This window comes from Enterococcus sp. AZ194, assembly GCF_051713825.1.
Lineage (GTDB): Bacteria > Bacillota > Bacilli > Lactobacillales > Enterococcaceae > Enterococcus_K.
Genome location: NZ_JBIOQR010000001.1, coordinates 2914463 through 2937055 on the forward strand (window position 1 = coordinate 2914463; position 22593 = coordinate 2937055).

The following is a 22593-nucleotide window of genomic DNA, read 5'->3' on the forward strand; positions in this document are numbered from 1 at the left end:
CACCTAATAGCAGCTTCCGTAAAATCGTTTATTTTTATTCACTTATAAGATATACTTATGGATACAATCAAATTGTGATTTTTTACACAATCAAACAAAGCGTATTCTATATTTTCAGAGAGGAAGTCCATTCACTTATGCTAGACTACCGTTATCAAACCTTTATAACTTTGTCTAAAACCTTAAACTACACGCAAGCGTCCTTAGAACTAAACCTCAGCCAACCTGCCGTTACACAGCACATTCAGTATCTACAAAATGATTTAGGTGTTCCTTTATTTAATTACCAAAATCGTCATCTGAAATTGACAAAACAAGGGATCTATTTACTCGAGCGTCTCGAACAAATATTGCCCGAAATCGAGATAACTCGTAACACGTTGCAAAATAAGCAAACAATAAAAATCGGCTGTGGTCGTACTGTTGGAGAATACATCTTATTCGAAAAAGGGACTCCTCTCACAAGCTTTTTTAACAGAAAAGATATCGAGCTTTCCATAGATACAACCAGTGTTTTATTAACAAAGCTACAAGAGGGGCAGATTGATATAGGGATTATTGCGGGTATCCTAAATTCTGATAACTATAATTTAACTCCTTTTATTAAACAGGAACTAATTGGGGTTTGTGCCGTAGACAATAATCGCGCTATGCAAGCTCATTGTCTAGCTGATCTGCTACCCGAGTCTCTCATTTTACGGGAAGAAGGATCCGGCGTAACAGATATTTTGAAACAAAAATTTCATAATGAACACTTAAAGACACAGGACTTTGAACGATGTAGTCAAATTGCAACAACCACTATTATAAAAAAGAGAGTATCCGAAAATAGAGGAGTAAGTTTTCTATTTGAAGCCTCAGTAGAAAAAGAGTTAAAGAACCAGACATTAAAAAAAATTCCACTTGAACAATTATTCATAGAATACTTTTATTTAGTCACGCTCAAAGGGAAAAAAATTGACCCTCAAATAATGGCCGAGTTGGTTTTGTTGCAACAGCTTTAAAAGCGAGTATCTTATTTCCCCTATGGTTCCAAAAGATAGTTCTTTTCATTTTTTCTGAATCCTTCATCATCACAGACTATAGTCTTCATCATACTCGTTTCACTAGTTAAAAGTAGAAAGGCACTCCTATATAACAAGGGATATCCTCAACTTCTTTTCGTGCCTATATAAGGATATATGAACAGTCTGATTAAAGCTTATAGAGTTAATAAAAACTTTACTATAGGAGTGCCGTTAGTCGACATTCGAAGAAAAAAATTACGCCAAAATAAGAGCATGGGACATAACTCAAAAAGTTATGTCCCATGCTCTTTTTATCCGAATAAACGGTTGGTTAGATCAAGTTAGTCCTTTTAAAGAGCCTACATCATGCCGCCCATACCCATTGATGGATCCATTGGTGGCATTGCAGGTGCTTGTGGTTCTGGTTTGTCAGCAACGACTGCTTCTGTTGTTAATAATAAAGCAGCAACAGATGCGGCATTTTGTAGAGCTGAACGAGTTACTTTAGTTGGGTCAACGATTCCTGCTTCGACCATATTTACCCATTCGCCATTTGCAGCATTAAAACCAACGCCTAATTCAACATTTTTTAGTTTGTCGACGATAACTGAACCTTCGTAACCGGCATTCTCAGCGATTTGACGAATTGGTTCTTCAAGTGCGCGAATGACGATCTTAAGACCAGTTGCCACATCACCCTCTGCTGCTACTTTTGCAACTGAACCAATCACATTTACAAGCGCTGTTCCACCGCCTGAAACCATCCCTTCTTCTACTGCGGCACGTGTTGCATTCAAGGCATCTTCAATACGTAGTTTTAATTCTTTTAATTCTGTTTCTGTAGCTGCCCCAACTTTGACAACCGCTACTCCACCGGCTAATTTAGCTAGACGTTCTTGTAATTTTTCGCGATCAAAATCAGAAGTTGTTTCAGCGATTTGGTTTTTAATTAATTGTACTCGTGCATCGATAGCTTCTTTTTCACCAGCGCCTTCAACAATTGTTGTGTTATCTTTATCAACAACTACTTTGCTTGCATTTCCAAGATTTTCGATTGCTGTATCTTTTAATTCTAAGCCTAAATCATCTGTAATCACTGTTCCGCCCGTTAAGACAGCAATATCTTCTAACATCGCTTTACGACGGTCACCAAAACCTGGTGCTTTAACAGCTACAACGTTAAAGGTTCCACGAATTTTGTTTAATACCAAGGTTGGTAGTGCTTCGCCATCTACATCGTCAGCAATGATTAATAATGGACGAGATTGTTGTAAAATTTGTTCCAATAATGGAAGAATATCTTGAATGTTTGAGATTTTTTTATCTGTAATTAAAATATACGGATTATCTAAAACAGCTTCCATCTTATCGTTATCAGTCACCATATATTGTGATAGGTAACCACGGTCAAATTGCATTCCTTCAACGACATCTAGCTCAGTTTCAATCCCTTTAGACTCTTCGATTGTAATCACTCCGTCGTTACCAACTCTTTCCATTGCATCTGCAATCAATTGGCCAACGCGTTCGTCTCCTGAAGAAACGGCTGCAACTTGTGCGATAGCTTCTTTAGAGTCAACAACTGTTGAAATAGCATGCAATTCTTCAACCGCTGCTTTTGTTGCTAGCTCAATCCCACGACGAATTCCTAATGGGTTGGCACCAGCAGTCACATTTTTTAATCCTTCACGAACAATTGCTTGTGTTAAAACAGTCGCTGTTGTCGTACCATCACCTGCAATATCGTTTGTTTTAGAAGCAACTTCTGAAACGAGTTTTGCGCCCATGTTTTCAAAATGATCTTCTAATTCGATTTCTTTAGCAATCGTTACCCCATCATTTGTGATTAGTGGAGAACCGTATGATTTTTCTAAAACAACGTTTCTTCCTTTAGGGCCTAATGTTACTTTTACTGTATTCGCTAAAATATCTACTCCACGTAGCATTGCTGCGCGTGCGTCTTCTGCAAATTTAATGTCTTTTGCCATGATTTTTTCCACCTCTAGAATTTATTTTAAGTTGATTATTATTCTACAATCGCAATAATATCTTTCCCTGAAACGATTAAATACTCTTTTCCTTCGTATTTCACTTCAGTTCCAGCATATTTTTCAAACATTACTTGGTCGCCTTCTTTAACTGTTGCAGGAATCTTTTGACCACTTTCAAGTACTCGTCCTTCACCAACTGCGATAACCGTACCCGTTTGTGGTTTTTCTTTGGCAGATGAAGCTAAAACAATCCCTCCAACGCTTTTTTCTTCTTCTTGTGCGACTTCAATAATCACACGATCGCCTAATGGTTTTAACACGATAAATCCCTCCGTTAAATAGTAATTAGTTTTTAGCACTCTTGTACTTTGAGTGCTAACTTACATTTCTTATGATACTCATTTCCGTTTCAGTTTGCAAGTATTTTCTTTCAAAAAAATCTCAAAATTTTTCTGCAACTTCCAACGACTTTATTTTGTTTTTCGTGTGATATAATGAATAAAAATTAGACAGGAGCCCTTTTATGTCTTTAAAAAAATATAGCTTCTTAACCGTGTTTTTCTATGGTCTTTCCTTAATGCTGCCAGGTTTTTTTGTCCAAGTTGGACTCATTTCTTCTGCTAATCAGAAAGTGAGCTACATGGGAATTTCTATCACACCCTACCTCTTGAGTGTGATCCTTTCTTCCTTATTTGGTATGCTCCTTCTTCTCTATTTTTATACGCGCCAAACTGAACCTCTCCCTTTTGAAAGGAAGAAAAAAACGCTTCTTCAAATTTTCTTAGTGGCTATTGTTGGAATTGTACTTGCGCTAGTTCTTCAATATTGGTTGGCTATTGTTGAAAGTTGGCTGTTTCAATCAACCGCCACTTCAAAAAATACCCAAACCATCACTCAGACTGTTCTTGAACTTCCTGTCTATGTGCTAGTTACAACTATCATTGCGCCAATAATGGAAGAACTTGTATTTAGACGGGCCTTTTTAGGCTTCATAAATCATTATTCTAATTTTGGGGTCGGCGCAATAATCAGTTCTCTCTTTTTTGCTATCGCCCATCAAGATGGTCATTTACTGATTTACTTCTCGTTAGGCCTTTTATTTTCATTATTATATTATTTTACTGGCAGTATTTGGACCTCTATCTGTACACACATTGGTATGAATCTGGTTGTTCTACTTATTCAGTTGGCTGGAATAAGCTAGCTACTTGTGACCAGACGTCGAACGCTTTTATGGCAGGAATTACGGATGTAGCACAAGTTCATATGACGAATTAGAGGATTGAAAATTCTTTCGCAGTAGGATTTATGACACTTAGACTACCTATATCATCCCTTACAAAAAAGTCGCATGCTCTTCACAGCATGCGACTTTTTTTGTATTCTTAAATTGAAAAGAGCTCTGTTGCGGAATCTGGGTCAGTATCATAAACTCTGAAATCTTCATCTACACCAAAATCTCTTTCACGTAGCGTATTCTCCATCGTCATATGAGCCAACTCTTTCATGTTGTTCTCTTTGCTCAAATGTCCCAAATAAATTCGTTTGGTTCGATCGCCAATAATATCGGTCATAACTAAGGCACCATCCTCATTTGACAAATGACCATGATCACCTAAAATTCGTTGCTTCAAGCTCCATGGATAACCACCCATTCGTAACATCTCCAAATCATGATTACTTTCCATCAGATACGCATCTGCATCTTGAATAACACCTCTTATATGATCGCTGCAATAACCTGTATCCGTCAATACAACAAACGAACGATTCTCTTTATAAAAACGGTAGAATTGAGGAGCTGCTGCATCATGTGACACACCAAAGCTTTCAATATCCAAATCACCGAGTGTTAGGACCTTCCCCATTTCAAAAATATGTTTTTGAGCGACATCAACTTTTCCTATCATACTGTCCATGGCATCCCAAGTCTTTTCATTTGCGTAGACGTCCAACTTGTATTTTCTAGCCAAAACACCGACGCCATGAATATGATCTTTGTGCTCATGTGTCACCAAAATGGCATCTAAATCCTCAGGAGAACGTCCCACTTCAGCCATTAACGACGTGATTTTTTTTCCGCTTAGGCCGGCATCAACAAGAATTCTTTTTTTATCACTTTCTATATAAAGGGAGTTACCTGTACTTCCACTAGCTAAGATACTAACTTTAAATGCTTCCTTTGAATCCATAATTTACAGCTTCTTCCCTTCTATCTCTACTACTCTATCTGCGCATTTGATATCTATAGTAGCAAACACATATACTAGCTATAAGATAACCATCCTTTTCTCTCTTGTCAATCACTACTGATTAATCTTAGGGACAATCGCATTGGTTGTTATGGTATTGCTAATGGCATTTACGCTTTCAACTTGCAGAGCTTTTTCATTTGTTTCTATCGCAATGAACCACACAGGAACATAGACATTCTTTTCACGAACCTTTAAGATTCTTGAATAAGCTAATTGACTCCACTTAATCTTTGAACCACTAGGAATCCGGTTGTTTGTATAGAGTGTATTCACCGCATCATATTCTGTATAAAGATCCATCTTTTCACGAAGCGTCTCAATCCCTTCAATATGCGTTTGGGTGTATTTACTAATTTTTAATAACTCGCCAGAAGGCTCTAGGGTGACCTCGATTTTCGCAGTCTCATCATAAAAAGGAATCCCCTCAAAACTTTGAGCTGCAACTAACTTTTGGAATCCTTCGTTACTGCTTGAAAAATACTTTAAATACGTATATTCATCGCCAAAAAGAACGCGGTCTTTCTTCCGCAGAAACTCCGTCAGACTCTCTTCTATTTTTTCTTCATTAACGTATGAATCATTTCTTAAATTATTGGTCAACGTATTTTCAGTAATACTCACACCTGACTCTAAAAACTGTTTCACATTTGCTTTTTCATTGGCTTGGTCTATCGCTTGTGACATATCGGTCTGCTCACCACTTAAATAGTAACCCTCATTTTTTTTTGTAGAAAAATTGCGACTGACACGGATGTTGTCATTTGCTAGACGTTTCTCAAGTGACTCTGTTTGATTGTAGCGACTAATTAGACTCTCTTCATTTTGACTTTCACTGTAAATGGAAAACAAAAACAGGTTGAGCCCTAAAAATGCGATTAAAAAAATCCATTCAATTTTACGATAATCCACTTACTTCGCCTCCAATTCTGGTAGCTTTTGGAGTAAATCCCTGGCTGAGTACCAAGTATTTTCATATTGAACATACCATTCAGGCTTCAAGTCAACGACGGATTTTGTATCTTTGATGACTTCCCAAGTGTATCCAATCATGACATTGTTTATCTTGTTAACAAGAGCTCCTTTGTCGAGTAACTGCTGAATCACCTCATTGGTACTAACCAATTCGACTTCCTCATCAGAAGGAATTGGCACTTGGATCGTGTTTCTACTGGTGGCAATTTGAACAGAGTAAGCGGACTGCTTACCGTTTTGACTATTTGTCGTCCGTTGAATATTAATACTAACTTTTCCCTGTTTCCCATCACTAAAGACAGGAAACCCTTCAACAAACGTCCGATAGTTCACGGTACCAGAGTCATAGTCAAAGTAACGAAGATTCCCAATCGTATTGCTTAGCTTTTGAATATAAGAAAAGCTTCCTGAAAAAATATCCATTCGCTTCTCTTCTCCCGGGCTTTCTCCTTTAAAATCAATCAGCTGATCATCCGATGAGACCGATAATACTTCTCGTTCACTATAAAAAGAATAAACAGAATTATTTTCTCGGACATTCTCAGGATTTTGGAAAAACGCATTCCTAAACAACGAGACTGGCTGTTGAGCGAGAATATAGCTATATTTTTTCAATTTGATTCTATCTCGTGTACTATATTGATGACTCAAAATTGAGTCTTCCGCACTTTTCATGGAAAGTAAGGAAGTGTTTTTCTGTGTCAAAAATTCTTTAATGGCCGTCTCATTGATATCAATAGTTGCCTCATAGACAGAAAACGTACTGTAGTTTAAAAAACGAATTTTTTTCTTCTCATAATCAATTTGCAAATGATTAAAATAGACATTCCCATCATTGACTGCATCCAGATCCATCGACATTTTGTAAGTTTCATCATACTTCGAAAGTAAGAAATTTGATGCGTAGCCCATCTCAATTCCCTCTTTTATCTGGCTATATGAAGCAAATTCTTTTTCATCCTCGCTACCTTTTTTTTCAACTTTGCCAATCGATGCTTTGCTGAGTTCTTTTTGAATGTTCGTAATCAAGTTTTCACTCGTGCTTTCTTTTATCTCTTTTCCTTGAAACCAAACGACTCGTAAAGGTAAAAAGGTCTCTCTTGCCGTTCGATAATTTGTTGGCGTTGCCACAACTGGATTGGCTGCACTACTTAGGCTTGCTGTCCCCTTATTGGCCGGACTCAGCCAAATGACATAGGTAAAATACAGGCTAAGTAAGATTAAGGATGCCAATCCTATTTGAATGACTCTTTCAGGTATTTTCATTCCCACCAATCCTCCTCGTAAGGCTCATATGGAAGAGAAATATAGAAGGTCGAACCTTTTCCTTCCTTACTTTCAGCCCAAATTGAGCCACCATGCGCCTTAATTACTTCTCGAGAAATCGCCAAGCCAAGCCCTGTTCCACCTTGTGCACGAGCGCGTGCTTTATCTACACGATAGAACCGTTCAAAGACTCGAGCAAGATCCTTCTTAGGAATTCCTAGCCCTTGATCACTGATACTCAATACAACATTATTATGTGTTTCAAGCAAACGGCAAGTAATTGTTCCTCCGTCTGGCGAATATTTGATTGCATTATTCATGATATTATCAATTACTTGAATAATCTTATCTGTATCCACCTCAACCCACAAGTCTCTTTGGGTAAACTCTCGGCGAATTGTATATTTTTTTTCTTGATTGGTTACCATCATATCAAATCGATCCAAAATAAAACTAATTAACTCATTATAATTAACGAATTCCTTTTGGATGTTTGCATTACCAGAATCCATTCTTGAAAGGCTGAGCAAGTCATTAATCATCCGAATCATTCGATCAGTTTCTTCCAAGGTTACATTTAGAAAGTTTGGCGCAATTTCTGGATCTTGCCAAGCGCCTTCACTCAATGCTTCAATGTAACTTCTCATGCTCGTTAATGGGGTGCGTAATTCATGAGAGACATTCGAAACAAACTCTCTTCGTTCTCTCTCCGTTTTTTCTTGCTCAGTGACATCATGTAACACCGCCACTAGCCCACTAATGAACCCTGACTCACGACGAATCATCGCAAAATCAACGCGTAAAATCATTTGATCTTTTTCTTGGGCTGAAACGGAACGATCTAAAACCATATCATCCGTATCCTCTAAGAGTTTTCTTAGCGTATACTCTTCCTCAATATCCAACAAGGTTAAAATTGATTCGCCAATTGCCTCTTCTGTCGTGACATCTAATAAAGAGAGCGCCATTTCATTAATGGTAATAATCTTACCTCGTCGATCTGTCGCAATAACACCATCCGTCATATGAGACAAGACGCTATCCAATCGATTCCGCTCAGATTCCATGGTATCTTGGGCCTCGGCGATTCGCTCAGCTAGTTGGTTAAACGTATCGGCCAGCTGACCCAATTCATCCTTCCCATGCACCTGAACCTTGCCTGAATAGTCGCCACGTGCAATCCGTAATGCTTGCTCTTTTAATTCGCCAATCGGCTGTGTAATTGAACGAGAAACAAGAACAGCGACAACAATTGAGATAAGTCCCGCAATCATTGACGCAGTAAAGAAGATTAACGCCGTATCACTAATTTCCGAATATTTTTTTTCAATATCACTTTTAACGTAAAGAACCCCGATATTGGCATCGCCAGTCGGGGACTGAATCGGTTGTATATTGATGTTCACTCGTTTATCAGTGCTTGGATCAAGCACGACCTCTTGTTTGCTGGTGAAATCATTGGCTCGCGTATAGTCATTTTTTTTGCCGATGATACTAGAATCATTCGAGCGGTTAGTTGCCCGAACAATCCCTTTATCATCAATCACACGAACCTCAATCACATCAGGTAACGAGCTACTATTAATAATTCGTTGAATATTCGCTGTCACGTCTTCTGTTTCTTGTCCGTCTTCGCCTTTTTTATTCAATTCTGGTCCAACCGTTGAAGCAAGACCGGTCACTCGAGAATTCATATCCGTAATAAAATTATTGATAGTCTCCTTCTCTAATCCTCGAATAAAATAAGCCCCAATAATCTGAATAGCAATCAGTAAAATTAAAATAAACGCTAGGGCAATCTTGAAATTCACTGATTGATAAAAACGAACTTTATTTTTCATGCAAGCTTACTCCTGTTCCGGATTACGTAAGTAGTAACCAACACCACGGCGCGTCACTAAATAATTAGGATGACTTGGGTTGTCTTCAATCTTCTCACGCAAACGTCTCACCGTTACATCGACCGTCCGAACATCGCCAAAATAGTCGTAACCCCAAACAGTTTGTAACAAATGCTCACGTGTCATTACTTGACCAATGTGTTTGGCTAGATAAAATAATAATTCAAATTCACGATGTGTTAATTCAATCGTTCCCCCATGTTTTGTCACCATATAAGCATCTGGATGAATCGTCAAATCACCAATCGATAACTCTGATGGCGCAGTCTCTTCCGCTTCTTTGGCAGGAACCGCACCTCTTCGTAAATTGGCTTTTACACGAGCGACGAGCTCACGATTAGAAAAAGGTTTGGTTACGTAATCGTCTGCCCCTAATTCTAGCCCCAATACTTTGTCGATTTCAGAATCTTTTGCAGTTACCATAATAATCGGCATGTCATACGTTTTGCGCACTTCACGAGCCACTTCAAGTCCATCCATTTTTGGCAACATCAAATCAAGTAAAATTAAGTCTGGTTCAACTTCCTTCACCCGTTCCAATGCTTCTTCACCATCATAGGCTGTAAACACCTCATAGCCTTCTTTTGTCAAATTAAATTTCACAATATCTGAAATTGGTTTCTCATCATCTACTACTAATATTTTTTTCATTAGAAGCCACCTCGGTTTCATTTTCATCTCTATTGATTCTTACTCATTATACCTCATTTCTGAAATTCTTTCATCCTTCGTAAATCTACAGTAGAAAAAACTGAGATTTTTTGTGCATAGATAGCACATTTCATATCCATAAAATAGTTGTTAAGGTAAAAAAAAGGAACAAAAATCAACCTGTGATTTTTGTTCCTTTTAATAGTTTTTGAAGGATGACCTATTCTTCTGTGTTCAACAAAGCTTTAGCCACTACGGCTGCTAGTAAACCACCAATGATTGGCGCCACGATAAATACCCAAAGCTGACTAAGTGCATCGCCACCGACGAAGATTGCTGGGCCAATACTTCTTGCTGGGTTTGCAGACATTCCTGTTAATGGAATCCCTACAAAATGAACAAGTGTTAGAGTCAAACCAATCACGAGTCCGGCAAGCTTGCTGTTTCCTTTTGACGCACTGGTTACCGTCATAATAACTAAGACAAAAATGAATGTTAAGATGATTTCGACAGCCAAAGCACCGCCTGTTCCTAACTCGCTAAAACCATTTTGGCCTAAATTTTCTAGTGACTTTCCAGCATCGCTCAATAAAAATCGTAAGGTGAAGCTTGCTAAAATAGCCCCAAGTACTTGGCTTACCACATAATAAAGTAATTCTGTTGCTGTGATTCGTTTGTTAACCCACATAGCGATTGAAACAGCCGGGTTCAAATGAGCTCCTGAGACCGTCCCAATACTATAAGCCGCGGCCACAATCGTTAAGCCGAATGCCAAGGCAATACCTGGAATTCCAATCCCATCAATTCCCCCGCCTAGAACAGCAGTTGCCGTTCCGATAAACACTAAAATAAATGTACCAATAAGTTCTGCTATTGCTTTTTTCAAAATTTCCACCTCTTTCATGAAATCAATCATATCATTTTCAGAAAGAAAATGGGTAACTTTTGCATTATTATTTTTGAAATAAAAATTAGTTTTTTCTCATTCTTGTCTTTTGTTATTTATCTTGGTTTACAGGTCAAGCCATTTTCTTATAAAAACAGACATTAAGGTTAAATTTGCTAAACAAATTCATCCTTAATGCCCTCTATAGTCTCATTACTTAATAATTTGAATACCCACGCCTAGTAGTCCTGGTCCCGTATGAACAACCAATGCTGGAGAAATTTGACCAAAGTAGATTTGACCAACTTTAGGGAACGTTTCTTGTAGTTTGGTTTTCATCCACTCTGCATCAATTAAAGCATCACCATGCGCTACCGCCAAGTTAAAGTGAACATGCTCGCCAACGAATTTTTTTACTAATTCAACGGTCTTTTCTAAACTTTTCTTGCGGCCACGTGCTTTTGCAACTGTATGATAAATTCCTTCGTCGTTACAAGAAATAATCGGGTTCAACTTCAAGGCATTCCCCAAGATTGAAGCAACCAAACCAATTCGTCCACCCTTTTGCAAATATTCCAAGGTCGCTACATTAAAGTAGACTTTGTTTCTTTTAATTTCATCACTCAATTGTTTTTTTAAAGTCGTCCATCCAGTGCCCGCATTCAAAAGCTCAGCTGCACGTATTGCTTGAAAGCCTGCACCAATCCCAATATTTTTAGTATCTAAAACAAATGTCTCTAACCCTTGGTACTGCTCACCTATCAAACGAACCACATTAAATGTCCCACTTAAACCACTAGAGATAGTAATTGCTAACACTTTTTCATAACCATCTTCTTTAATTTTATCAAAGATTTGTGTAATCGCCTCTCCATCTGGTAAGGAAGTGCTTGGGATTTCTACTGGCAATTTTTTATAGATTTCGTCAGCAGTAATATCCACTTTATCCGTATACTCTCGATCCTTATATATAATTTTCAACGGAATCATGTACATATTTTCTTGTTTGATAATTTCCTCCGGTACATCTGTTCCTGAGTCTACCAAAATAGCGATTTTTTCTTTATTCATCAAAGTGTCCCTCTTTCATATAATTCATTTCAAGTTCAATCATTTTCTCTGCTAAAAGCTTGGCTGCAAACGAAGCAGTCGCCGCTTTTACCGCTAAGTATTCAAGTCTAACTTCCTGTTGTGCAATCGTGACCGTTTCCCCACGAGCTTGGCGACAAGCAATATGAATCGCCTGTTCCTGCTCTTGACAAAATAGATTATAGGCCTCTCTTATGCCAACTGCTTTTCCTTGAAATAAAATTCCTTCTTTGATTTCTGGAATTGTCAGTACTTGTTTTAACAAGGTAATAGCCACCAAAAAAGCCACATGCCGTTTGGAGTAACGTTTTTTTTCAGGTGCCGGGATAAGTCCTAGTTTGACATAATTATTCACCATGGAAGAGGTCAATAACGTATGTTTATCTGGCTCAATCACAGGCGAAAGATAGCGATCAATCAAGGTAATCACTTGATCCATATATAAATCAAGTTCAGGTAACTCTTCCCACTTGGGTAAATGAAACGCGGAAAGCTCTTGGCTCCATTTTTCGAGTTCTTTTTTTAATTCATTCATACGTTCACCTCTAATAAATTTCAATAACATCTTATCATAGTTTTCAAAAACATTCAAATTAGTTTCGAAAACTAGATAGTACATTTTTTGATTACTTGTGAAATTGACAAAAAATTTTCATGCTTATCAATAGTAATTCCTTATTCTTCAGAAATACCTAATGCCTATCCAAAAAGAATTAGCGGAAACGTTTAAATAACCTTCCTTTTTAAAAATCAAACTATTGAATATCACATTCATTCGACTTTTATTGGAATCAACCTTTACATCTACTTAAAATTCGATTAAAAGCTGAATGTATTCGTTTCATAATTCCAGTATCCGCTTTTCTTACGAAGAAACTCATGGTATCTTTATTCATATTTAAAAGAGAAGGGTGCATGAATAATGATTCTAAACAAGCGTGAAGTAGGCAAACTCGTTTTCCTAAAATATCTCGTGACAAAGGACAATCCTATCAGTAAAGACTGGCTTCTTACTGAGCTGGCTGTCTCAGCATCCACATTAAAAAGATATGTTCAATCCATAAACGAAGACTTACACAATATAAAAGAATTTAATCAAATTAAGATAATCGAAGAAGTTGGCTACTCTATAGATAATCCCACACCGTTTAATAGTCAATACGTATTACGAAAAATGAACTATCGATACCATATCAATTCACTACAATTCCAACTACTTGAAAGGATTTTTTCAACTTCAATCAGAAGCATTCATGACTTGGCAGCTTCTTTAGCCATCAGCCTGCCTTATATTTATAAATTGTTACTGACTGCTAACCAATTCCTAAAACCCTTTCATATTCAAATTGACTACTCCTTTAACGCAGACAGCCTGGGCATTTCTGGAAGCAATGCGAATATTCGCCTTTTTGAAACCTATTTTTTTTGGAATGTCACACAGGGCATTGAGTGGCTCTTTAAAAATATCTCAGTTGATGAACTATTTTCTTGTTTCACAGAACGAGAATTCAAAGCCATCTTTGACTCATCTTTAGCTAAACAAACCAAGTTTTTACACTCTTTAGCTATCATTCATCAGATTTATCCCGTTCGAAAAAAAAAATTACATCTAGAAGAATCTGTAAAACAAATCTTAGCTGTATTTCAAGACATCAATGATTTGTCAGGACCACTTAATAGATTGTTACAGACGCACTATCCGATGATCCAGGATAGCGAGGCCTTACTTTCTGAAAGACTTTTTTTTAATTTTATGAGTCGGATATTTAATTCCTATAAAGATCCACATGAAATTCAACTCCAAATTGGTCAGCGTCTCCTTCAGTTAGACAATGAACTGATTGATTTTTGCAAACAGCTCATTAATGCTCTGACACTTGAAAATCCTGAGATGAAAGACATGAGCAATTACCATGAGTTAAAATGTGAGCTTTCGTATTTTTTTTCCATCTATATAATTAACATTCGCTCTATCGGTTTTGATTCCTCTCATTTGCAAGACTTTATGTTTATCAATCCGACAATGCAAACAGTCAAATCTAAACTGTATCAAAAAGGAGAACGCTTTTTCAATCAGTTTCTAGAAAAAACAGCCTTTATAAATAAAGACGAAATTTCTAGCTTTCATCTCACGCTAGGACATAGCTTAGTCTATTATTTTTTATCACAGATGAAACAACGACCCTTAAAAATCTATGTTCAATTTTCCAAAAATATGTTTGGTGCCGTCTATATTCATAGTCAGCTCTACAATTTTTTTGGTCGCGAAAATATAGAAGTCATTGAAGATATGACAACCGCAGATATTATTATCTCTGATTTTTATGAAAAACGTTATAAAAGTGACAACTATTTTTATTTTGATGACCCCACTAATCAAGAAAGCTGGAGCCGACTCTTTACTTTTGTCCATCGCTATCAGATTAGCCACACGCTCTAGATACAGCTTGGTTATTTTACAATTTTCACACGATTTAGGTTCGAAATAAGAGCGCAGGACCTAACTTTTTAAGTTACATCCTGCGCTCATAGTGCTGTAAAACACAACGAAGTATGAGTTGATGTTGCACAGTGACTATACCCGGTGCTCGGAGTTAAACGCTTCTGTCCCAACCCCAACCTTCGTTGTTTTATTCAATTAATGCATCATTTCGTTGATCAAATTTATGATTATGGGAAGAAACCATTGCATAGTTGCTGCTCTCAGGTGCTAGATACTGTTTGATTTGATTGATACTCGTCGCTGCATCTTGAAAGGCACCAGCCAAAAGATAGAGCTTTCCCTTTGAGAACTGGATATCCCCGGCCGCATAAATCCCTTCAACATTTGTTTTCGTCGGCTCTTCACAAGAAAAATAGAAATCCTGTTCTTTGGCGAAAGAAAACTCGAGTGTTTCTAAAAACGAACTATCTCGCTCATGACCATGCTGGACTAACAGGTGATCCGCTTCTAACATCATCTGATTTTTTAATTGAAGTCTCAGTTGCCCGCTGTGGCTCTTATCTATCTGGTGAATCTCGCTATTTAGGAGAATCTCCCCACCATTCGTTTGAAAATTGCGAATAGCTGTCTCATGTGCCTTTAGCTTGTTACCTCTATAAATCAATTTTACTTGATGCGCATACTTCAAACAATCATTTGCATAATCAACCGCCGCATCTCCACCACCAGAAACGAGAATCTGTTTTCCCCGAAGCTCTTTTTGACTAGGAAAAGTGTAATGAATCGCTGATTGAAGTTCCTCAGAAATGACTAATTCCAGTTTTGTGGGTGACACAATCCCACCCCCAATTGCAAACAGAATTGCTCGACAAGGATGGATACGACCTGTTGCATCCTCCACATAAAATAACTGTTCCTCTTGTTTAATTTGCACAGCCTTTGCCTTCGTATAGATTGTTGCCTCAAAGGTAGTCGCTTGTTGAATTAGGTTTTCTCTAATTATTTTGCCTTTAGTCGGCGGTAACCCACCCACGTCCCAAACAAATTTTTCAGGGTAAAAGTTTAGTTTCCCGCCTAATTCTTCCTGAGCTTCTAAAAGCGTCACGCTAATATCGCGTAACCCTGCGTAAAAAGCCCCATATAAGCCTGCTGGACCACCACCTATAATAACCAAATCAACTTGTTTTTCTAACTGTTTATCTAGGTCGTTGCTATTTCCCATACAATTCCTCCGCCAGCTGCTCCATTCCTGTTAGAGATTGATAACCATAACCAAACATGTAGTTATAATCGACGGAATAGACCTGTTTGTTTTTAACAGCCTTCAGACTAGAAATTTTTTCGTTAGACAACACAGCCTGCACCATCTCATCTTTTTTGGCGCCTTCTTTATAGGTTGACCAATCTGGAACAATTAGAACATCCGGATCACGTTGAATCAAGGTTTCCAGCGATGCGTCCCCTTGAATATCTCCTAAAGCATTATCTAATTTAACCATTTTCATCATTGAGTTAAAAAAACTCTCCCCACTTGCTGAGTAAATGGACAGATCACTAGGATCGCTCATGAACAATAACGCAAAGGTTTGCTCTTTTCCTACTTCAGTAACTTGCTTTTTCAAGGCACTCTCTCGGCCTTTTAGTTCTTCTTTAAAATTCTCTCCTGCTGATTGCACATCAAACAATTCACTCAAATGGTCAATGTCATGATACACCGATTCAAAGGTTGCTTTATCTGTTGAGGTTTCTTGAACAAAGGTCGCAATCCCCATCTCATTGATTGAATCAACCGTGCCATTGCCCCACTCCTCATTTTCAAATAATCCCCCACGACCATAAATTAAATCCGGATCGACACTCAAAGCAGCCTCTTTACTAAGATACCCATCAGATAGATGATTCAGTTTACTAAATTCTTGGGAGACCTCTTCATCTGACATGCCAAAAACAGCGCCGACACCTACAATTCGATCTTGTAAGCCCAAATGTAACAGCAATTCAGCAGCTGGTTGTGTATTCGCTAACACTCGTTCTGGTGCTTTCTCAAAAACCTGCTCCTTCACACGCCACTCAGTCCCTCCCTCAGCCTTCGTGAAATTTTGAATCGTCACAGGATATCCTTCTTCTTTTTCAGTGCTCTTTGTTGGCTCACTCTTTGAACCACATCCGGTAAAGAGTGCTAATGCCGTGATTGTTATAAGTACTGTTGCCCACTTTTTCATCAATAAATTCCACCTATTCTATATAATAATGAAACGCCAAATTCTGTGTGATAGGATTTCTATAAATCTCACATTGAACACCATATAGCGTTTCTATCAACTGTTTTGTTAAAACTTCTTCAGGCGTTCCTTCTGCCACCACTTGACCATCCTTCATAGCAAACAAGTAGTCACAAAAAGAGGCAGCCATATCTAGATCATGCAACGCTGCCAACACACCAATCTCTAATTTTTTTACACGGTTCATTAATTCCAATTGATAGCGGATATCCAAGTGATTCGTTGGCTCATCCAAAATCAAAAACTCCGGCTGTTGAGCAAGTGCCCGCGCGAGAATGACCCGCTGTTTTTCTCCTCCAGATAATGACAAAAAACTTTCTTCTCGATACGCTGTCAGTCCCATCTCTTCAAGTGCGCGCGCCACAATTGAATAATCCTCTGCCGTATCACTCTCCAACAACCGTTTATGTGGCATTCTTCCTAATAACACCATCTGAGAAACACTAAAATCAAAACTCAACTCGTTAAATTGCCCAACGACACCGATTTTTTGAGCCACCTTTTTCGCTGGTGTTTTTAATAGATCCATTCCTCGAAATGAAACAGTTCCTTCTGTTGGAACCAGCCCTTTATAGATAGTTTTCAAGAGAGTCGATTTACCACTCCCATTGGCACCAATAATTCCCACAAATTGATTGGTCTTCATCGAAAGTGCCACTTTGTCCAAAATTCTTTTTTTCCCTATCTTGACGGATAGATTATTTACTTCAAGCATTTCTTTATCCCCCAAATCGATATTCTTTCTTCAAAATAATGTAAATGAAAATGGGTGCACCAATAATTGCTGTCAAGATTCCAATGGGAAGTTCCGTATTTGGTAATAAAATGCGCGACAATAGATCCGTCCAAATTAGGAACAGAGCTCCCACAAATCCTGACATTGGGATAAGAATTTTATGCGTTGAGCCATAAATTCCACGAACAATATGAGGAATAATTAAACCCACAAACCCAATCATCCCTGAGCTTGCGACGATGATTCCAGTAAGGAGAGAAGCAATCAGCATATAGAGCCTTCTGTAAACGGTCAGAGAAATCCCCAGAGTTGTTGCTGTTTCCTCACCCAACAGTAAAGTATTCAATATTCGATACTGCGTACAAAAAAAGAGTACAGCAATACTAGTCACTATCGCTAAAAAAGGCAGCTTCGCCCAACTAGCCGATGCCAAGCTTCCCATTGACCAAAAAGTGACCGTCTTCATTCCTTCCGCATTATTCGCCAAGAAAATAATCAAACTTGAGATGGCGCCTAGTACCGAATTAATCACTGTTCCTGAAAGAACTAATTTGATAGACGTCATTTTCCCACCGACACTAGAAAGTAATAAAACAAAAAATGTCGCTAATAAAGCCCCAATAAACGCGCTAACTGACAGACCCATTTGTGAAAATATTGAGGCACTACCAAAACCAATCATGATTGCAAATGTGGCACCAAGAGAAGCGCCCGATGAGATGCCTAATATATAGGGATCTGCCAAAGGATTTTGAACAACGGCCTGCATCACTGCCCCACTCACGGCTAAACCACAGCCAACAAAAACGGCAGCCAGAATTCTTGGCGTTCGAACAAACCACACAATATTGACTGTCGCTTGATTGATTGACTCAATCGTCTCCGAAGCAAATGCGCCATTCGTTACTTTATAGACTAAAATGTGCCAAACCTCTTGAAAAGAAATGTTCGCCTGACCATTTCCTAAAGAGATGAGAATCGATAAGGCAAAAATGCTAATAAAACCTAAAGTAATCAAAATTTGAATCTTTTTTCGAACGCCCTTAGCTTGCGCTTCGACTTTCTTTTCTAACTGCAATCAAACACCGTCCATTCTTTACTCTATGGAGTTAAATTGAGAACCCTATCATTGAGAATGATTCTCAGTATCAATTATAATAACATGCGCATTTGCCAATTACAATTAACTATTGATAGATTTTTTTGTTTTTGAGAAAAAAATCACAACCTAAACGTTGAATAAAGCAAAATTACTCGTGAACACAAAAAAAACCAAGTAGCATCACTCGGCCTGGATATTTTTATTGAAAAGATTTATTTTTTCGCTTCTACCATCATCAGAACATTCTTATGCTGGTTCCACAAAAGATGGATTGCATCCTTGACTAGTCTCCTTCGATAACAATAGGTTGGTTACCTACGACTGTTTTATTTGCCAATTCAATTACTTCCTACTGTTTCCTCTTTTGAAAGTGAGTACCTTGTGTAGATTTTGTTGAACTTGTGTAAATAATAAATTCAAACTAATATGTTACTAGGCTTAAATACACTACCAAATTCACTCTTAACGTAATATCTATGTGAATAATTCTATCTCCCTAAAACATGATGGAATTATATACTTCCATTCTATGATCTATAAGTTCCATTCCATAATGTAACAATATAGTACCCTTGTGCAAAGGAACTTAAACCCTATAAATTTACTTCCTCTATTTTAATCCTTATGGTATTCTCTAATATTACGATAACTGTCTGTCTTAACTTCTTATCCTTAAAAATCACGACAATAGTTAAGATAAACACAATAATTAAGCAAATAAAGACACATAACAAGTATAGGATAAATACGTTGTCTAAATCGATTTCACTTAATTTATCTTTTATCCAATCAGCATTTTCCAAATATCTTTTCAAGAAAGTCTTTATACCAAAAATATTTTTTTCTGCTATCCAAATGATACCACCAAGTATTATAGGGCCAACTGTACCCATAGCCTTCTTCCAACTATCATCTTGTTTATATATTTTTAGATAAAGTAGCATACGCCTAAGCTCACTAACCTCTACTTTTTCAAAATACTGAGTAATTAAGATTATAAAGATGTCATAATTCCTATAAGATGTGATATAGAAGTACGGTGAATCATTTACTGCTTTTCTTTTACGCTTATTCTCTGTGTTCTTGGCATCTCTGTTTTTATGTATCTGTAGCTCGAACTTCACTTCATTCATAGCAGTTTGCATTGTCGTATCTTCAGAAATATTTCTTAGTAGATGTCGTACAGATCCAAACCTCACATTATCCATCAATTCATGAAAATCAGCTAGCACTTTCTTTTCTTTACGAACAGAGACCCGAAAATTTATTAGCATAATAGAAGTTGCTATGCCATCACAAATTAACATACCAACTCCATATGTAGTCATTAACATAGTTATGACATACCAAATATTATTCAAACCACCTTCATTAATATCTTTATCCATCAATGCAATTAATAAAAAGATTATAAAACCAGTAGCACCTAACCTTATATACGCATACGCTCTACCAGTAAAGTTTTTTATCTGTCCGATATTTACTATGTCAAAAGAGTTTACAATCCATCTTCTTAGTCTTTTTATTAGTTCATTTTTTAAATGATAGAAGCTGAGATGTCTCACCTTCGTGTTACAAAAAATAATGCCAATTAATAGACCAATAACAATAACGACTATACATATAAGCAAAGTTTGTTCACTCTCCCCAAAATATATTATATCTATTTATCAGTAAGGAACTCAATATAGATAGGAATCACTTCAAAAATGAATTTTACTTTGAAGTGATTCCTATCATTTAGTCACTTTCGAAACCATTTCGCTTATAGATGACGATAAATCCAATAATAGCAATAAGTAATTCTACAAGTAAAACTAGCAGCTTCTTGACTGAAAAATCATAGCTCACCTTCGTAAACATCGCCGAAACCTGTTCTGTGATGATGTCTGTGTATAAAAAACTTTGAATGGTACTTAGCGTTTCATTATTTTTTGCCAAAACTGGAATAGCCACCATAGCCAACATAATCGGCATAGGAAGCATAGATGCTTGTAGTTGATTTTTGGCAAATAGACCAAAACACATCCCGATTAAGCAGCTGATTGCTATTGCCCCAGCAGAAGTAAGTAAATAAACCACTAGCGCCGGTGTAGTATAAGTTACTTTTGAAAAAACAAGTATCAAAAATTGGGTTAGAAAAGATAAAAGAAAGGTTGGGAAGATACTACTAATTAAATATTCCCAAGCGGTCACACTAGAGACCATCAATGTTCTTAGTGTATACTTTTCCTTTTCCTCAGCCATCTGAATAATTGGAACGGTCAAGGCTGCACCGACCAAATTAAAAAGTACTGACAGTTGAGCTGCCATCAGATAGATTGCTGTTTCATTAGAGTCCTGGGCTACTAACGGCATAGCCACCACTACTAGTAGAGGCAACAATAGAAAAGATAATGTATACATGTTAGAGAATGTCGCCTTCATTTTGAAAATACACAATGTAGAAACTCGATTTAATGAAATACTCATGCTAATTCCCTCCCTGTAACTGTTAAGAATACTGTCTCTAATGTTGGTTCTGATGAATGAATTGATTGTAGCCGGCCCTGGCATAACCAATCAGCTATTTTTTTCACAGCTTCTTCATTATCATCCGTCACAACCTCTGTTTGATTATCTAACAATACAGAATAATGTTTGTCTGTATGATATTTCAAACATAATTCTTTAGGTGTGCCATATTCAACGATTTCACCGTCATTGATCAACGCCACTCGGTCACAAAGCTTGGTTGCTTCTTGCATATCATGTGTCGTGAGGAAAATCGCCATTCCTTGTTCCTTTAGTTCAAACAAGACTTTATGAACCTCAAGTGTGGTGCTAGGATCCAATCCAGAAGTCGGCTCATCCAAAAATAATATTTTTGGTTTATGTAAAAGTGCTCTAATTAAAATCAAGCGTTGTTTCTGCCCACGAGATAATTTTTCGGCCTTTTGCTTTCGCTGATCATATAAGCCAATTCGCTTTAATAATTGATCAATATAGCTTGTAGACACCTCTAATAGCTTGGCAAATAATAGTAAATTATCATAGACTGATATTCGCTCGTAAATTCCACTATTATCTGAAACAATCCCAATTTCTTTATAGATTTCATGTGTTAACTGTTTACTGTCTCTTCCTAATAGTGTCGCCGTTCCAGACGTCTGTCGTAATTGTCCTGTAACGATTTTGATTGTTGTCGTTTTCCCAGCACCGGACGGCCCTAAAAAACCAACGATTTCTCCTTGTCCAATTTCAAAATTAATATCTCGCAATGCTGCATAATTAGCAAACTTCTTTGAAAGATGTTTAATTTCCAATATTGTCTTCATCTAATATCCCTCTTTCCTTAAAACTATTTCCCGAACTTGTATGATATTTGTAAGAATAAAACTACCCTTGAATCAACAATAATCGTTTTTATGTTTATTGGATAGAAGCTCCCCCTGAATGATTATATTTCCACCATAAATGAATTCCGCAAAAAATTCCCTGAACAACTCTCATCAGTATTATTCCGCAATTCAGTAGCTTTTTTTTCTATAAAATACACAGAATGACTTAAAATCAATGAAAAAAATAGCAATACGTTGAAGTCGATTCTAATGATGAACTAGTCTTCAACGTATTGCTGTATTCTTTTTTTGGATATTCATTTAAGTTAGTAACAAGCTACGGAATCTAATAAATGGACTCTTCTTCGTTCTTTGACAAGAGGGCTCACTACTTTTGATAAATTTTAAATAAACTTCTCTGGATTTAAAACAATAGATTTTTGTAATTTCCCCACATCTTACGCAAAAAATTATTTCTAAATTTGATACTGACCAAGAGCTTTTCTTCTGTTTCACTTGCATAAATTACAACACCTTTTCAAACTTATCGTTCCCGCAATTTTTACACCTTTCCATAAGTTTCCCTCCTTTACAAACTAGGAGTGAACTAGGAAAGATGGGATAAATTCTTGCTAAAATTGAGGGGATAAGTATAAAAATATGGAAATTTATCGTATTTGAACGAGTCACGA

The 22593-nt window shown here is 37.2% G+C and carries 20 protein-coding genes; 3 read left to right on the top strand and 17 right to left on the bottom strand.

The annotated features are described in order from the left end of the window. Window positions 1–137 precede the first annotated feature (137 nt). Window positions 138–1004 (top strand): LysR family transcriptional regulator, encoded by an 867-nt coding sequence (locus IGI37_RS13725; RefSeq protein WP_438762606.1) that lies wholly within the window; start codon window positions 138–140, stop codon window positions 1002–1004. A gap of 362 nt (window positions 1005–1366) precedes the next feature. On the opposite strand, the gene groL is transcribed toward IGI37_RS13725, so the two are convergent. Both groL and groES read right to left on the bottom strand, forming a co-directional pair. Beyond that, window positions 1367–2995: a chaperonin GroEL gene (gene groL / locus IGI37_RS13730; protein ID WP_438762607.1), complete on the bottom strand. Its 1629-nt coding sequence runs from the start codon at window positions 2993–2995 to the stop codon at window positions 1367–1369. 38 nt (window positions 2996–3033) lie between these two features. Further along, window positions 3034–3318 carry a co-chaperone GroES gene (groES, locus tag IGI37_RS13735; protein ID WP_438762608.1) on the bottom strand — a complete coding sequence of 95 codons (285 nt, stop codon included), beginning with the start codon at window positions 3316–3318 and terminating at the stop codon, window positions 3034–3036. A 203-nt stretch (window positions 3319–3521) separates the two neighbouring features. Between groES and IGI37_RS13740 the strand changes: the two genes are divergently transcribed. Further along, window positions 3522–4202 carry a lysostaphin resistance A-like protein gene (locus IGI37_RS13740; protein WP_438762610.1) on the top strand — a complete coding sequence of 227 codons (681 nt, stop codon included), beginning with the start codon at window positions 3522–3524 and terminating at the stop codon, window positions 4200–4202. Between the two features lie 181 nt (window positions 4203–4383). Here IGI37_RS13740 and IGI37_RS13745 read toward each other — a convergent pair whose 3' ends face one another. The 8 genes from IGI37_RS13745 to IGI37_RS13780 form a co-directional block, all read right to left on the bottom strand. Next, entirely contained in the window at window positions 4384–5190 is an 807-nt protein-coding gene (locus tag IGI37_RS13745; RefSeq protein ID WP_438762612.1) for an MBL fold metallo-hydrolase, read from the bottom strand. Window positions 5191–5304: 114 nt separating this feature from the next. After that, window positions 5305–6162: a two-component system regulatory protein YycI gene (locus IGI37_RS13750; RefSeq protein WP_438762613.1), complete on the bottom strand. Its 858-nt coding sequence runs from the start codon at window positions 6160–6162 to the stop codon at window positions 5305–5307. Beyond that, complete coding sequence (locus IGI37_RS13755; RefSeq protein WP_438762615.1) at window positions 6163–7491, bottom strand: YycH family regulatory protein; 1329 nt, start codon at window positions 7489–7491, stop codon at window positions 6163–6165. Further along, window positions 7488–9332: a cell wall metabolism sensor histidine kinase WalK gene (gene walK, locus IGI37_RS13760; RefSeq protein ID WP_438762618.1), complete on the bottom strand. Its 1845-nt coding sequence runs from the start codon at window positions 9330–9332 to the stop codon at window positions 7488–7490. The genes IGI37_RS13755 and walK overlap by 4 nt, the downstream gene beginning before the upstream one ends. Before the next feature lie 6 nt (window positions 9333–9338). Further along, window positions 9339–10043 (bottom strand): response regulator YycF, encoded by a 705-nt coding sequence (gene yycF / locus IGI37_RS13765; protein ID WP_438762620.1) that lies wholly within the window; start codon window positions 10041–10043, stop codon window positions 9339–9341. A gap of 220 nt (window positions 10044–10263) precedes the next feature. Further along, window positions 10264–10959 carry an MIP/aquaporin family protein gene (locus IGI37_RS13770; protein WP_438762622.1) on the bottom strand — a complete coding sequence of 232 codons (696 nt, stop codon included), beginning with the start codon at window positions 10957–10959 and terminating at the stop codon, window positions 10264–10266. A gap of 183 nt (window positions 10960–11142) precedes the next feature. Beyond that, window positions 11143–12000, bottom strand: a complete 858-nt coding sequence (locus IGI37_RS13775) for a DegV family protein (protein ID WP_438762624.1) — start codon at window positions 11998–12000, stop codon at window positions 11143–11145. Beyond that, on the bottom strand, window positions 11993–12553 hold the full coding sequence (locus IGI37_RS13780; protein ID WP_438762626.1) for a DUF1836 domain-containing protein: 561 nt from the start codon (window positions 12551–12553) through the stop codon (window positions 11993–11995). The genes IGI37_RS13775 and IGI37_RS13780 overlap by 8 nt, the downstream gene beginning before the upstream one ends. Before the next feature lie 387 nt (window positions 12554–12940). Here IGI37_RS13780 and IGI37_RS13785 point away from each other — a divergent pair, with 387 nt between their 5' ends. Further along, window positions 12941–14458, top strand: coding sequence for a helix-turn-helix domain-containing protein (locus IGI37_RS13785; protein WP_438762628.1), 1518 nt, complete (start codon window positions 12941–12943; stop codon window positions 14456–14458). 190 nt (window positions 14459–14648) lie between these two features. On the opposite strand, the gene IGI37_RS13790 is transcribed toward IGI37_RS13785, so the two are convergent. The 7 genes from IGI37_RS13790 to IGI37_RS13820 form a co-directional block, all read right to left on the bottom strand. Next, window positions 14649–15683 (bottom strand): NAD(P)/FAD-dependent oxidoreductase, encoded by a 1035-nt coding sequence (locus IGI37_RS13790; RefSeq protein WP_438762630.1) that lies wholly within the window; start codon window positions 15681–15683, stop codon window positions 14649–14651. Beyond that, on the bottom strand, window positions 15673–16683 hold the full coding sequence (locus IGI37_RS13795; protein WP_438762632.1) for an ABC transporter substrate-binding protein: 1011 nt from the start codon (window positions 16681–16683) through the stop codon (window positions 15673–15675). Before IGI37_RS13795 ends, IGI37_RS13790 begins: the two co-directional genes overlap by 11 nt. 13 nt (window positions 16684–16696) lie before the next feature. Continuing rightward, complete coding sequence (locus IGI37_RS13800) at window positions 16697–17458, bottom strand: ABC transporter ATP-binding protein (RefSeq protein WP_438762634.1); 762 nt, start codon at window positions 17456–17458, stop codon at window positions 16697–16699. Window positions 17459–17462: 4 nt separating this feature from the next. Next, window positions 17463–18557, bottom strand: coding sequence for a FecCD family ABC transporter permease (locus IGI37_RS13805; protein ID WP_438762636.1), 1095 nt, complete (start codon window positions 18555–18557; stop codon window positions 17463–17465). Between the two features lie 617 nt (window positions 18558–19174). After that, window positions 19175–20212 carry a hypothetical protein gene (locus tag IGI37_RS13810; protein ID WP_438762638.1) on the bottom strand — a complete coding sequence of 346 codons (1038 nt, stop codon included), beginning with the start codon at window positions 20210–20212 and terminating at the stop codon, window positions 19175–19177. 109 nt (window positions 20213–20321) lie between these two features. Next, window positions 20322–21053 carry a hypothetical protein gene (locus IGI37_RS13815; RefSeq protein WP_438762640.1) on the bottom strand — a complete coding sequence of 244 codons (732 nt, stop codon included), beginning with the start codon at window positions 21051–21053 and terminating at the stop codon, window positions 20322–20324. Continuing rightward, window positions 21050–21898, bottom strand: a complete 849-nt coding sequence (locus IGI37_RS13820; RefSeq protein WP_438762642.1) for an ABC transporter ATP-binding protein — start codon at window positions 21896–21898, stop codon at window positions 21050–21052. Before IGI37_RS13820 ends, IGI37_RS13815 begins: the two co-directional genes overlap by 4 nt. Window positions 21899–22593 lie beyond the last annotated feature (695 nt).

Coding starts and splice junctions, on each gene's coding strand:
- IGI37_RS13815 (WP_438762640.1), bottom strand. CDS start 21,053: ATGAGTATTTCATTAAATCGAGTTTCTACATTGTGTATTTTCAAAATG.
- IGI37_RS13745 (WP_438762612.1), bottom strand. CDS start 5,190: ATGGATTCAAAGGAAGCATTTAAAGTTAGTATCTTAGCTAGTGGAAGT.
- IGI37_RS13790 (WP_438762630.1), bottom strand. CDS start 15,683: ATGGGAAATAGCAACGACCTAGATAAACAGTTAGAAAAACAAGTTGAT.
- IGI37_RS13740 (WP_438762610.1), top strand. CDS start 3,522: ATGTCTTTAAAAAAATATAGCTTCTTAACCGTGTTTTTCTATGGTCTT.
- IGI37_RS13725 (WP_438762606.1), top strand. CDS start 138: ATGCTAGACTACCGTTATCAAACCTTTATAACTTTGTCTAAAACCTTA.
- IGI37_RS13820 (WP_438762642.1), bottom strand. CDS start 21,898: ATGAAGACAATATTGGAAATTAAACATCTTTCAAAGAAGTTTGCTAAT.
- IGI37_RS13775 (WP_438762624.1), bottom strand. CDS start 12,000: ATGAATAAAGAAAAAATCGCTATTTTGGTAGACTCAGGAACAGATGTA.
- IGI37_RS13795 (WP_438762632.1), bottom strand. CDS start 16,683: ATGAAAAAGTGGGCAACAGTACTTATAACAATCACGGCATTAGCACTC.
- IGI37_RS13770 (WP_438762622.1), bottom strand. CDS start 10,959: ATGATTGATTTCATGAAAGAGGTGGAAATTTTGAAAAAAGCAATAGCA.
- groL (WP_438762607.1), bottom strand. CDS start 2,995: ATGGCAAAAGACATTAAATTTGCAGAAGACGCACGCGCAGCAATGCTA.
- IGI37_RS13785 (WP_438762628.1), top strand. CDS start 12,941: ATGATTCTAAACAAGCGTGAAGTAGGCAAACTCGTTTTCCTAAAATAT.
- IGI37_RS13780 (WP_438762626.1), bottom strand. CDS start 12,553: ATGAATGAATTAAAAAAAGAACTCGAAAAATGGAGCCAAGAGCTTTCC.
- IGI37_RS13800 (WP_438762634.1), bottom strand. CDS start 17,458: ATGCTTGAAGTAAATAATCTATCCGTCAAGATAGGGAAAAAAAGAATT.
- IGI37_RS13755 (WP_438762615.1), bottom strand. CDS start 7,491: ATGAAAATACCTGAAAGAGTCATTCAAATAGGATTGGCATCCTTAATC.
- yycF (WP_438762620.1), bottom strand. CDS start 10,043: ATGAAAAAAATATTAGTAGTAGATGATGAGAAACCAATTTCAGATATT.
- walK (WP_438762618.1), bottom strand. CDS start 9,332: ATGAAAAATAAAGTTCGTTTTTATCAATCAGTGAATTTCAAGATTGCC.